Annotated in this window: 9 protein-coding genes, 1 pseudogene and 1 CRISPR repeat array; of the genes and pseudogenes, 8 read left to right on the top strand and 2 right to left on the bottom strand. The window is 36.7% G+C overall.

All coding sequences use genetic code 11. The annotated features are described in order from the left end of the window. Nucleotides 1-145: 145 nt before the first annotated feature. Nucleotides 146-460 (top strand): annotated as a pseudogene (locus RWZ05_RS04455) (transposase family protein); the annotation flags it as partial. A 349-nt stretch (nt 461-809) separates the two neighbouring features. On the opposite strand, the gene RWZ05_RS04450 reads toward RWZ05_RS04455, so the two are convergent. Continuing rightward, entirely contained in the window at nt 810-1,082 is a 273-nt protein-coding gene (locus RWZ05_RS04450) for a hypothetical protein (protein WP_314642522.1), read from the bottom strand. Nucleotides 1,083-1,151: 69 nt separating this feature from the next. Here RWZ05_RS04450 and RWZ05_RS04445 point away from each other — a divergent pair, with 69 nt between their 5' ends. Then, entirely contained in the window at nt 1,152-1,562 is a 411-nt protein-coding gene (locus tag RWZ05_RS04445) for a YadA-like family protein (RefSeq protein WP_314642519.1), read from the top strand. 79 nt (nt 1,563-1,641) lie between these two features. Then, a complete protein-coding gene (locus RWZ05_RS04440) occupies nt 1,642-2,862 on the top strand; it encodes a hypothetical protein (RefSeq protein ID WP_314642518.1) in 1,221 nt (406 codons plus the stop codon). 385 nt (nt 2,863-3,247) lie between these two features. Here RWZ05_RS04440 and RWZ05_RS04435 read toward each other — a convergent pair whose 3' ends face one another. Then, the gene (locus RWZ05_RS04435) at nt 3,248-4,666 is read right to left on the bottom strand and encodes a sodium:solute symporter family protein (RefSeq protein WP_314642516.1); all 1,419 of its coding nucleotides are present in this window, start codon (nt 4,664-4,666) and stop codon (nt 3,248-3,250) included. A gap of 715 nt (nt 4,667-5,381) precedes the next feature. Here RWZ05_RS04435 and RWZ05_RS04430 point away from each other — a divergent pair. The 5 genes from RWZ05_RS04430 to csn2 all read left to right on the top strand — a co-directional run bounded on the left by RWZ05_RS04430 (nt 5,382) and on the right by csn2 (nt 13,266). Next, nucleotides 5,382-6,641: a hypothetical protein gene (locus RWZ05_RS04430; RefSeq protein WP_314642514.1), complete on the top strand. Its 1,260-nt coding sequence runs from the start codon at nt 5,382-5,384 to the stop codon at nt 6,639-6,641. Between the two features lie 543 nt (nt 6,642-7,184). Then, a complete protein-coding gene (cas9, locus tag RWZ05_RS04425) occupies nt 7,185-11,381 on the top strand; it encodes a type II CRISPR RNA-guided endonuclease Cas9 (RefSeq protein ID WP_314642511.1) in 4,197 nt (1,398 codons plus the stop codon). A 28-nt stretch (nt 11,382-11,409) separates the two neighbouring features. Further along, the gene (cas1, locus tag RWZ05_RS04420) at nt 11,410-12,285 is read left to right on the top strand and encodes a type II CRISPR-associated endonuclease Cas1 (RefSeq protein ID WP_314642508.1); all 876 of its coding nucleotides are present in this window, start codon (nt 11,410-11,412) and stop codon (nt 12,283-12,285) included. Further along, complete coding sequence (gene cas2, locus RWZ05_RS04415; protein ID WP_314642506.1) at nt 12,275-12,595, top strand: CRISPR-associated endonuclease Cas2; 321 nt, start codon at nt 12,275-12,277, stop codon at nt 12,593-12,595. The genes cas1 and cas2 overlap by 11 nt, the downstream gene beginning before the upstream one ends. After that, entirely contained in the window at nt 12,592-13,266 is a 675-nt protein-coding gene (gene csn2 / locus RWZ05_RS04410) for a type II-A CRISPR-associated protein Csn2 (RefSeq protein WP_314642501.1), read from the top strand. Before cas2 ends, csn2 begins: the two co-directional genes overlap by 4 nt. Before the next feature lie 64 nt (nt 13,267-13,330). Further along, nucleotides 13,331-13,697: direct repeats of the CRISPR family, unit length 36 nt; unit sequence GTTTGAGAGTAGTGTAATTCTGTAAACCTCTAAAAC. Nucleotides 13,698-13,730 lie beyond the last annotated feature (33 nt).

The raw sequence follows: 13,730 nt of genomic DNA, 5'->3' as shown, positions 1-13,730 counted from the left end.
TTCCGGTGCGAACTGTTGTAAAAACGGTTCTATAATTTTTAGGGTTGATGGAAATTTTCCACCAACCCTATTTTAGTGTATACAAAAAGGCCAACATCCATTATATTAAAAGCTCCTAAACCTAATACGAAAGGATGATGACCATATGAACAATATACTAGAAGCTACGCTACAAATCAAAGATAAAAACATTATTTGGAATGATAAAGTTCAAGAAAAGATATTTAAAAAGAGAAAATCTTTATTTTATTCAGCTACATATACGCATAAGCCAGAATTTTGTGCTGTTTGTGGGTGTGTTAGCCAAAATAATAATATCGTTAAAAACGGTACGAAAACGTCTCGTATCACTCTCTGTTCTGTTTCAGGCCTACCGGCCTACTTAAATCTACGCAAGCAGAGATTTCTCTGCAGAGAATGTGGTTCTTCATTTACCGCAGATACTAGTCGAATCGTAGAAAATAAGCGCTATTAACCCCGCAAAGGCAATGACTACAGTCATCACCTGTAACAGGAGCATAATGATTTCATAATCACTCATAGGCTTACCCCTCCCTTCGATGACGAAGAGAGGCCCAACCTCGTCTAACTATCCTATGCTAATTATATGCCAAACAAATATACGATACAATAAGCATCATATTATAGAGATTTATAGATAAAACCTCTACCTTAAGAGATCTAAGGTAGAGGTTTTTTTCTTCTTTATTAATTGTTAATTACTAGCTTCAAATTAGTGAATAATCCAGATTGCAATTGAACTTGCAATGAACATAACGATGACAGGTACGCTTGTACGGTTTACGAGGTCAAAGCTGGAGATATTTGCGATACCAGCTACGGTATGTATTGGAGCTACCCTCAAGCAAAAATAAAAAGTATGAAAGAGCTTCAGCCTCATCTTCAAAATAACGTTGTTCGTATACTTCATTACGTTCTGTCCAGTATACAGAAAGTCTATTGGCAACTCGCTCTATAATAATAGTTCCAGGCGAAATAAGAGTTCCATCACTATCAATGTTATATGAACTTTTAGGTACACCAATTTGGTGTAAAAATTCTTTAAGCTCTTCAATATTCATGCTAACTCCCTAAACTATTCACGTCTCTTTTCTACGCTCGAAAATAACACCGCTAACATTGGTGACAAGGTGCTCAATAACGCCAAGTCCTATACCGACCAACAGGTATCCAAGGTGGGCGCTGCCTCTGCGGCGTTAGCGGGCCTCCATTATTTGGACTATAATCCAAACGATAAATGGTCCTTTGCCACTAGCTTGGGCCACTATAAACACTCCACTGCTGGCGCTATCGGTGCCGCTTATCAGCCGAACGAAAACTCTATGGTTCACGCTGGCGTTACCGTTGGTGGTGAAAGCATGTTTAACATCGGCGCTTCTTTCAAAGTAGGTGAACAAGACCCAACACTCAAAACAAGCCGCTTTGAAATGGCGAAACAAATCAAAGAACTACAAGCTGACAATGCATCCTTACGCGCAGATAACGAAGAACTACGCGCTGAAGTAAACGAAATTAAAGCAGCGTTGAAAAAATTGCAATAAGCATAAATAGGCACGTTCTCGATGGTATAGTATACTTATACTAATGAGAACGTGCTTATTGTTGTTTGAGAGGTATTGTATGAAACTAAAAAGTACATTGTTGAGCTTAGCCGTGGCGCTAGCTTTCACCATGCCTATTGATGCGGCGCAGTATACTGTTCCTGAAGGGCAACCGCCTATGCCAGGGGCCGACGCAAGCATTCCAGATAATGCGTATCAGAACTATCGTTATGATAAGACTCGTAATATTCCTACTGCTGATTACATTAAGAAATTAGAAGATTATAATAATAGGATTGATGGCGAGGTTCTTGCGAAGAAAGGTACTGCAGCGCAAGCAGAGCAATTAAAAAAAGCCTATGCGAAGTATTTGGATTTAATTACGCATGAATCCACCGTAATTTTATTGCACGAAGGTGACTATAAGGCTAAAGTGACATTACCTATTTCAGTAGTAGAAAGTTATTATGAGGACTTGAATAAAAAGGGTAGAGGCTCGTATGTTTTTGAACATCATGTTGTTGCGGGGCTAGTAGGTACTAATGAACGAGTTGAAGATTCAGGATTTAATAAAAATGCTCAACGTAAAGGGGAGTTTATATATCCAGGTATTAGTAAAGGCTACTGGGGTATAAGAGAGCAATATGCGAATGGGAATCTACCTATAATGTATGCTGCCGTTACTTTTGATAAACACCCAAATCAGTCGTATATGGTAATCCTAGGTAATAAAGATCAACCTGTTACAAAAAATCTAGAGGCTACAATGGCTAACTTTGTAATCCCTTCTCTTCAACCATTAGAGAACTTAGATAATACTAGTGATGCTATTACATGGGACAATCTGACCTATCGACTACCTAAGGGTATGATGTTAGATATTGAGGATAAAAGTGATAATTTCCAAGGGCGTGTGTATGTTGGAGATGGTATGAAACTCGTTGTTGCTCGAAGTCCTTTAGTTGATAAAGAAGAGTCGATACAACTGTATACCAAGACCGTTTTAAATCATTTTTTCTATAAAAAGAATCCAACATTATTGAAAGATATACCTCTTCAAGCCGCTTTAGTATGGAATAATGGCGTTCCTTCTTATCTTCTAGATCAATATAATCCAGGTAAGAAATCTCGTATTTACCAATTGATAAAAGATGATAAGTATGAATATTATATTTTCCTTACCTATGAAGATGGTAAAAATAAATATAGTCATATTGAGCTACGCAATATAATGGAATATTTAGACTTTGGAAATTCGAAGCAGCTAAGATATGATAGGAATAAAAGATTAAAGAAATAAGAAAAAGACCGTACTTTATGGTACAGTCTTTATGGTGTTGCCTTTGGAGCCTTAATAGCGCTTATTTGGCTCACAAAAGACAAATAGCCCCTCATTTCCACTAATCTGGAGATTAGTATAAAACGAAAAGGCCATTTCTCAAAATCTTATATTTTCCGAGATGAGCCTGACGTAGCTACTCGTCTGGCTATCTATTTATATTATAGTAAGGTTATGATATATCGTCAAATTATGATGAATATGTGTATGGTACACAATTTGATGATGTCGTTGTAACATAAGAAAAACTCCTATTGGCTTTCACTGATAGGAGTTTTCGGTTTTATAATTGTAATTTTATAGTACTGTTAGGACTATTATTAAGTCACAGATTATAACAAACTAATTATATTTCTTTTATATCATCAGGTATAGCCGGAGGAGCCGGTGGTTTACCCATTGCTCTTTCAATTAACACCACAGCCACAAAGACGATGAGGCTCACGATAGAACCGAAGATGATGGACATAATGCCGTATGGGTTGCCCATGAATTCCCAGTACACGCCAGCGATGGAGCCGAGCACGATGGACCAAATGCCAGCGCCAGCTGTTGCATTTTTCCAAGTGAGGCCTAATAGGAATGCTGCGAATGGGCCAGCAGATCTCATGGTGAAAGCAAATACGAGCATCGGAATGATGGCTTTGCTTACGAGGGAGATGATGATGGCGATGATGCCGAGGAATAGCACGCATAGACGGCTATAATTTGTGAGCTGCGCATCGGTGAGGCTTTTACCAAAATGATGTTCCACAATATCCTTGGTAAATACAGTAGCGGCGCCTAATAGGTCGCCTGCGCCTGATGAAAGTGTCGCCGATACGACAGCGGCCATAACGAAGCCCGCCATTACTGGAGGCATGAGGTTAAGGGCAACCGTTGCCACCGCATTGTTCGCTTCGATATTCGGGAACTCAGCCAATGCTACGAGGCCCAATACGGCAGGAACGAAGGCAAATAGAGCCATGATAATACCACAAATGATGGAACCGAGAACGGCTGTTTTTTCGTCCTTCGCGGCGAAGTACCGTTGAACGGACTCTTGGCCGGTGGAGAAGGTCATGAAGTACATGATAATCAGGCCGATGATGGTTTTCCAACCAACCTTAGTGAAGCCGAGCTGCTCAGGTGGTAATTTTGCCACTACCGTTTCCCAACCGCCCACATTGTGCAATACGAACGGCACAGCGAGGGAGAAGCCCCCAACGAGAACGAAGAAATGGATAACGTCCGTCATCGTTACGCTCCACATGCCGCCGGACATGGTGTAAATTACGAGAACCGCGCCGCAGATGAGGATGGCGAGCTCTGTTGAAAGCCCGGTGAGAACGCTAATAATAGTTGCTGTCGCTGTAATCTGTACGCCTGCTAGCGTAATCGTTGCTAGCATAGACAGAATAGACGTAATGAGATGACTAGCCGCACCGAAGCGACGACCGATGATCTCTGGTACTGTTGTTGCCATAGCACGACGTAAAAGCGGTGCGATGAAAGCAACGAGAATAACCCCAATCCCTGCAGAGACTACGTACCAACCTGCAGATAAACCCCAAGAACCATACGCTTTTGCGGCTACACCAACGGTACTCCCGCCACCGATCTCCGTAGCTGCTAACGTGCCTGCCGTCATAAGAACCCCAATACGACGACCTGCGAGTAGATAGTCAGTACTATCTTTTACACGAATATGACAATACACGCCGACCAATAAATTCAGTAATAAATAGGCACAAACAATAACCCATATAATAGTTAAAGACTCCATATGCCACCTCCTAAACTACAAACTAGTTAGAGATACATACTAAATCACCCTTACTACTTGCGGTGCATATATCAAGTATAACTTTATTATCCCTAAAAACTGGGGAAATTACAAAGAGGAGTTTCTTGGAATGTTGGAGAATGTATATATATTAGGAACTAAAAATAGCCCGTCAATGACGGGCTATTTATGCATTTATCTGTATATCTCTATTATTCGTTCCTTATTGTATCGTATATTAGTTCGTTCTATAATAGACTTAGGATAGTTGGACGAGGTTGGGCCTCTCTTCGTTTTTGAAGGGAGGGATAAGCCTATGAGTGATTATGAAATAATCATGCTCCTCTTACAAGTCTTGGCTATTGTCATTGCTTTTGGAGCCTTAGTAGCCCTTATTTGTCTTACAAAAAGCAAATAGCCCTCCGTTACCGCATGGTAGCTAAGTAAACAGAAAGGCCATTTCCTAATTTTTTACTGATTTAGAGATGAGCCTGACGTCACGACTCGTCTGACTATCTACCTATATTATAGGGACAAAGAGATATATCGTCAAATGGAGATATATCTTATAAATATTAATTAGAAGTACATCCTATATACTAAATTATAAAATTATTAATAATAGGCACAGCCTTGTTTGCATAGTATACTTATGCTAATAAGGTTGTGCTTATTTATGTTGTAAATGTGAAAGACGAAAAGAAGAGAGGGTTTTATGTTACGTAAAAGTATAATCATGATGGCAGTAGCAGCTGCTTTCACCATGAATGTAAGCGCTGTGCAGATCGAAGTCCCCGCCGGACAACCACCTATGCTAGGTGCTGATGCAAGTATTCCTGCCAATGCCTATGAAAACTACCGTCATGTTAATGAAGTATCCGAGAAAAAGGCTGAGTCCTATAGTCAATTTATAAAATCACAACCTATAAATCCCAAGTCAGGGATGGATAAGCTATATCAGGAACGCCCTGGTTTGGCTAAGGCGTTGGAGTTAGCAAATTATTCTCAGTCTACCGTTGTATTGATACATGAAGGGGATAAGAATATCAGACTATCCGTACCAAACATTAGCTTCCGTGGGGATGTTGTAGAGGCTCCATCCGGAAAAGGAGGTCCATTTTTTGCTGTTCGAAGCCTTAGCTCCTTTTTGGTAGTAGGGCCGCCACATGGTACAGCTCTCAATAAATATGTTGAGGAGGAAGGAAAATATACGTATCCTAGTTTGCAGAAGGCATCTTGGAAGTTTATGTCGAATAGTGCTCGTGTGATGTATACGGAGTTTACACCGAATGATTCAAAAAATGCGTATGGCATTACCTATGGTGGTTGGGTAAATAGGGAAGATCCATATCAAGATAAAGCACCTGAAGTGGTGATGAGTAATTATATTATTCCGTCCATAGAATCTTTATCTGGGTTAGATACTTATAGTCAGATTGAGCATTGGGGTAATTTTAGTTATCGTGTTCCTAAGACTGCAAAGCTAGTGAGTGAGACTGTAGAAGATAGTCATTATGAAGTGCGAACCTATGAGGATGTAGGGGCTAAAATACGTGTAGTTCGTACATCAATCCTTGGTGAAAAACGAGATGGAACGGTCATCAAGAGTTCAATATTATCCTTTTTGAAAAAATATAACGATTTAGAAACACCTACGCAATATGCAGTTGTATGGAATAATGGAATTGCAGGTTCTTTGATTGATTCTTACAAGCCTAATGGAGCGTCTTATCTCCGTCATGTTGTGAAAGATTCTGTGTACTTTTATAGTTATCGTATTAACTATGATGAAAGTAAAACATCTTATTCACATAAACAATGGAGAGATATGATTGAATATGTAGGATTTGATGATGCGGTAAAACTTAGAAAAGGACCACAATGGCGAGAAGATGGTAGCTATAAAGAGCGACTTGAACGCGGACCTATATTTATTCCTTGGTATATGGAATGGGTTAAACTGTTGACTCAATAAGAAATAAATATCATATAAACTAAAAACCGAGCTATTATTAGATTAGTAGCTCGGTTTTATTTGCCTTACAAAAAGCAAATAGCCCTTCGTTACCGCATGGTAGCTAAGTAAACAGAAAGGCCATTTCCTAAGATTTCATTATTTTCGAGATGAGCCTGACGCAACTACTCGTCTGACTATCTACCTATATTATAGGGATAAAGATATATATCGTCAAAATGAGATATATCCGTATAACTATAAGTTTTATGAAAAAATAATGAATTAATTTATTGTTTTATGCTAAAATGAAGGTAATTATACGGTGATTGGCGACTTATAGATTATATGTATCGTTTAAATAGTAAATTTTGGCAATAAAAAATCTCAATTCCGAAGAATTGAGAGTAGGTGCCCTACGTCGGGCGGCCCGAAGGCATTGTAAATAAATTTGTATTTGAACTCGTAATGTAATTCTGTAAACCTCCAAAACTAATTGGATTACTTATAGTATAGTTAAGCATTTGATGAATGTCAATTATTAATTTCCGAAGGAGAGGTCTTATGGAAATGCAAACATCGAAACAACTCATCTCAAGTCATTTAAAAGAATATCCGATTAAGGATTATTTTGTAGGACTAGATATTGGTGCAGCCTCTGTCGGTTGGGCAGTAACGAATCAGTCATATGAGTTATTAAAATTCAGATCTCATAAAATGTGGGGCAGTCGTTTGTTTGATGAAGCTGAATCAGCTGTAGGACGCCGTAGCTTCCGTTCTATACGTCGTCGTTTGGAGCGTCGTAAATTACGATTAAAATTACTAGAAGAACTATTTGCTGATGCTATGGCACAGGTGGATCCTACATTCTTCATGCGTCTTCGCGAAAGTAAATATCACTATGAGGATAAAACGACTGGTCATAGTTCTAAACATATTTTATTTATCGATAAAGACTATACAGATCAAGATTACTTTAAAGAGTACCCTACTATTTATCACTTACGTGCGGAATTGATGAAGTCTGGTACTGATGATATTCGTAAACTATTTTTAGCAGTACATCATATTTTAAAATATCGTGGTAACTTCCTTTATGAAGGTGCTACATTTGATTCCAATGCATCAACACTTGATGATGTTCTTAAACAAGCTTTAGAAAATATTACATTTAATTGCTTTGATTGTAATTCTGCTATTAGCGCTATAGGTCAGGTTCTTATGGACGCTGGTAAAACAAAATCTGATAAAGCAAAGGCTATCGAACGTCTAGTCGACACATATATAGCTGCTGATATAGAAGATACTTCAAGTAAAACTCAAAAAGAACAGGTCAAAGAGGATAAAAAAAGACTGAAAGCGTTTGCTAATTTAGTATTAGGTTTATCTGCTAGCCTTACAGACTTGTTCGGATCTGTAGAGGAGTTAGATGATGATCTTAAAAAGCTTCAAATTACAGGGGATACATATGACGATAAACGTGAGGAACTAGCTAAAGCATGGGGCGATGAGATTCATATCATTGATGATTGTAAGTCTGTGTATGATGCTATTATTCTGATGGCTATTAAGGAACCAGGTCTTACTATTTCTGAATCTAAGGTAAAAGCTTTCAACAAGCATAAAGAGGATTTAGTTATACTGAAATCTTTATTAAAGACTGATAGAAGCATTTACAATACGATGTTCAAGGCTGATGAAAAAGGTTTACACAACTATGTGCACTATATTAAACAAGGTCGTACAGAGGAAACAAGTTGTAATCGTGAAGATTTTTATAAGTACACTAAGAAGGTAGTAGAGGGATTACCAGATTCTAAGGATAAAGAATATATTCTTAGTGAAATTGAATTACAAACGTTATTGCCATTACAACGGATTAAAGATAATGGCGTAATTCCGTATCAATTACATTTGGAAGAACTTAAAACTATTCTTAAGACTTGTGGACCTAAATTCCCATTCTTGAATGAAGTGGCAGACGGTTATACTGTAGCAGAGAAACTTATTAAAATGCTTGAGTTCCGTATCCCTTATTATGTAGGCCCTTTAAATACTTATCATAATGTAGATAAGGGTGGTTTTGCATGGGCTGTTCGTAAAGCTAGTGGCCGTGTTACACCATGGAATTTTGATGATAAGATTGATCGAGAAAAATCAGCAGCAGCTTTTATCAAGAATCTCACTAATAAATGTACATACCTTTTAGGTGAAGATGTATTGCCTAAATCATCTCTTTTATATAGTGAGTTCATGTTACTCAATGAACTAAATAATATACGTATTGATGGCAAACCATTAGAAACGGCGGTAAAAGAATATCTTATTGAGGCTGTATTTAAGCAAGACCATAAGAAGATGACCAAAAATCGTATTGAACAGTTCTTGAAGGATAATAATTATATCCCTAACAAGCATAAACCAGATATTACAGGCCTTGATGGGGAAATTAAAAATGATTTGACATCCTATCGTGATATGGTTCGTATTTTAGGGACTAATTTTGATAGATCTATAGCAGAAGCCATTATTATGGATATTACTATCTTTGGTGAAAGCAAAAAAATGTTGCGAGAAACATTGCGTAATAAATTTGCTTCGTACCTTGATGATGAAACTATTAAAAAGCTTTCAAAATTGAGATATCGAGATTGGGGGCGTCTCTCTAAAAAACTATTGAATGGTATCCAAGGCTGCGATAAAGCTGGTGATGGTACACCTGAAACAATAATTGAATTGATGCGCAATTTTAGCTATAACTTGATGGAACTATTAGGAGATAAATTCTCCTTTATGGAACATATTCAAGAGATAAATGATAAATTGACAGAAGGTCAAGTATTAGATCCTCATGATATTATTGACGAATTGGCGCTTTCGCCTGCTGTTAAACGTGCGGTATGGCAAGCTTTGCGTATTGTTGATGAGGTTATACATATAAAAAAAGCGCTACCATCTCGTATCTTTGTAGAGGTAACGCGGTCTAATAAAACAGAGAAAAAGAAAAAGGATTCTCGTCAAAAACGATTATCTGATTTATATGCTGCGATTAAAAAAGATGAAGCCTTATTGAGTGGGCTAAAGGGCACAGAGTTTGACGGTCTGAAATCAGGACTAGCTAACTATGATGATGCGGCTTTGAGAAGTAAAAAACTCTATTTATACTACACTCAAATGGGCCGCTGTGCTTATACTGGTGAAGTTATAGATCTAAGTCAGTTAAATACAGATAATTATGATATTGACCATATTTATCCTCGTAGCCTTACTAAAGATGATAGTTTTGACAATTTAGTGTTATGTAAACGAACAGCAAATGCTCAGAAGTCAGATACATATCCAATTGCTGAGGACATTCAAAAGTCACAAAAGCCGTTCTGGACTTTCTTAAAACAACAAGGACTTATTAGCGAACGAAAATATGAGCGTCTAACTCGCAACACTCCTCTTACTGCTGATGATCTAAGTGGCTTTATTACTCGTCAATTAGTAGAAACTAATCAATCTGTTAAGGCAGCTACAACATTGTTGCGTCGTCTTTACCCAGATGTTGATGTTGTCTTTGTAAAAGCAGAGAATGTAACGGACTTCCGTCATGATAATAACTTTATCAAGGTTCGCTCATTGAATCACCATCACCACGCTAAAGATGCATATTTAAATATCGTAGTAGGCAATGTGTACCATGAGAAATTCACACGTAACTTCCGCGCATTCTTCAGACAGAATGGTGCTAATCGTACATACAACTTAGCGAAGATGTTTAACTATGATGTGAAATGTACTAATGCTAAAGATGGTAAAGCTTGGGATGTAAAAACAAGTATGGACATCGTTAAGAAAATGATGGATAGCAATGATGTTCGAGTGACAAAACGTTTGTTAGAACAATCTGGTGCATTAGCTGATGCAACTGTATATAAGGCCGCTATCGCAGGAAAGGCTAAAGATGGTGCTTACATTGGTATGAAAACAAAGTCCAGTGTATTTGCGGATGTATCTAAATATGGTGGCATGACAAAGATCAAAAATGCCTATTCTATCATTGTTCAATATGTTGGTAAAAAAGGTGAAATTGTTAAAGAGATTGTGCCACTACCAATTTATTTAACAAATAGAAATACAACAGACCAAGATTTAATTGATTATGTAGCCTCTATCACTTCAGAAGCGAAAGATATTTCTATTATTTATAGAAAGCTATGTATTAATCAACTTGTTAAGGTTAATGGATTCTACTACTATTTGGGCGGGAAAACTAATAATAATATTTATATTGATAATGCGATAGAATTAGTGGTACCTACAAATATTGCTACTTATATTAAAGTACTTGAAAAATTTGATTTGCTACGTAAAGACAATAAAGTGATTAAAGCATCTACAGTAACAACTCGCATATATAATGAGGGTTCTACAGCAATAGTTTCTATAAACGATAAGGATGGACTTATTGTTTATGATTATCTCATGGGTAAATTGCGTACCCCATTATATATGAAAATGAAGGGAAATAAAGTGGATGAGCTATCTACGATAGGACGCAATAAATTTACGAATATGACACTAGAGGATCAAAGTATTTATCTACTTGAAGTGTTGAATTTACTTACTAACAGTAAAACTACATTTGATGTAAAACCATTAGGCATAACAGCTTCTCGCTCAACGATTGGGGTTAAAATTCATACTTTAGATGAATTTAAAATTATAAATGAATCAATTACTGGTCTATATTCTAATGAGATTACTATAGTTTAAAACGTGATAGTTAGTATTAGGGGTTATTATGAGTTGGCGTACAGTGGTCATAGGTAGTCGTTCTAAGTTAGATTTTAAAATGAATTACATGATTGTTCGTAAAGACTTTGAAACGACTAAAGTATATATTGATGAAATCTATATGTTGATTATTGAATCTACGGCGGTGAGTCTCACCGCCGTACTCCTAAATGAATTGATTAAAAAGAAGGTCGCTATTGTCTTTTGTGATGAGAAACGTAATCCTGCTAGTGAGGTTCTTCCCTTATACGGTAGTCATAATAGTAGTAAACGCTGTCGTGAACAGGCTGAGTGGTCGAAAGATTTGCAAGCTTATATTTGGACTGAAATTGTACGGCATAAAATTATGAATCAAGCCGACTTGTTGCAACATCAAGAGTTAGCTGAGGCAGAGCTACTATATCAATATCTAGATGAGTTGACTGTAAATGATGAAACTCAACGTGAAGGACATGCTGCAAAGGTATATTTCAATGCTTTATTTGGAAAATCATTTTCTCGAGAACAAGATAATCCTATTAATGCTGCACTTAATTATGGATATGCTATATTGCTTTCCGCAGTAAATCGAGAGGTTTTATCCTTAGGATATATTACGCAGTTAGGGCTAAATCACTGTAATCAATTTAATCCGTATAATCTAGGATCTGATTTAATGGAACCATTGCGTGGGTTTGTTGATGCGGTAGTTATCAAGTTAAGACCTACAGAATTTGACCGGAATGTAAAGCTTTCACTTATAGAACTTTTATCTGAAGATGTAAAGATAAATGATACCGTTCAAACCTTTAGTGCTGCAATTCGGATTTATTGTAAAAGTGTATTTGATGCATTGCGTACTCAAGATGCTAATCAGATTAGGTTTATAGAATATGAGCTATAGATTTATGAGAATACTAGTGATGTTTGACTTGCCGACGTTAACATCGGAAGATCGAAAAGAATATAGGAATTTTAGAAAGTATTTAATTGTATCTGGCTTCCTTATGTTGCAAGAGTCTGTATATTCAAAGTTAGTTCTTAATACAACTAGTGCTAATCTTATCATGGAACATGTACGAAAAAATAAGCCGCCTAGTGGTAGCTTATTTATGTTAACTGTCACAGAAAAGCAGTTTTCCAGAATGGAAATTGTAGTTGGGGATAAGCAAAGTGAAGTTATAGATTCAACAGAGAGGGTGCTCATGATATGAAATTGATGTATCAAGATTCTATATTGGATTTTGAAATATCTCATGACAAGGTAACGGTGATATCCTTTGAAGATCGTAAAGTATTTCGACGTATGATTACAGAACTTGATATACAGTGTGATGGTGGTGAAGGTCCGTGGATCTTAAATGACAAGGATAAGGCATTTAGTATAGATAAATATAGTCATATAATACTGAACCCATTATATGTGGATGTAAATAGTAAAACTCTGTTAACTAAATTACAAAACCAGCTATCTAAAGAAGCTTTATTGATGACAGAAGAGGTAGCTGATATTGTTAATCGACTACATGCGTTTTATTACTCTTTAGAATTTGGATATCCTTTATCGATTCAACATAAACTTGAAATTGGTACTGCTGAACTTATTAAATTAGGAAGTTTTAATTTTGAGTTTAATCGTAAAGGAGATATTATGGATCTAATGTCCTATATAGAAGTGGTAGACACATTATTATCTCCTATGTTATATATTGTGGTTAATTTAGATCTAGTTTTAAATGATGATGAACTTAATGCATTTTATCAAAATATTTTGAGTCGGCAATTACAGTTAGTTTGTCTAACAACAGGATCTCTAAATAAAGAAAAACTTGATAAAAGCCTTATAAATGGGTATATTTTAGATAATGATTTCTGTGTTATTTAAAGAGAATACAGAATTACACCTGGTGGTAGCCCGAGTTACTCTTGAGCCTCAAATTTAATTTGGGGTTTGAGAGTAGTGTAATTCTGTAAACCTCTAAAACAACAGCGATTGTTAAGACACAGAACAATTTGTTTGAGAGTAGTGTAATTCTGTAAACCTCTAAAACATTAGTAGGTTTCCTTGCATTATGGATTGAGTTTGAGAGTAGTGTAATTCTGTAAACCTCTAAAACTATCATAGCGGAGGGCGGAACACTCAAACAGTTTGAGAGTAGTGTAATTCTGTAAACCTCTAAAACTAATTTAGCCATATATTATCCACCTCACATGTTTGAGAGTAGTGTAATTCTGTAAACCTCTAAAACGAGGTGCAAGAGCGCAGGGGAAACTATGGGAGTTTGAGAGTAGTGTAATTCTGTAAACCTCTAAAACCACTAGGAATTTGTTTTATCCAGTTCAATAGTT

Origin of the sequence: uncultured Veillonella sp. (genome assembly GCF_963543145.1) — a bacterium.
GTDB lineage: Bacteria > Bacillota > Negativicutes > Veillonellales > Veillonellaceae > Veillonella.
This window is presented reverse-complemented; position numbering and strand designations above follow the sequence as displayed.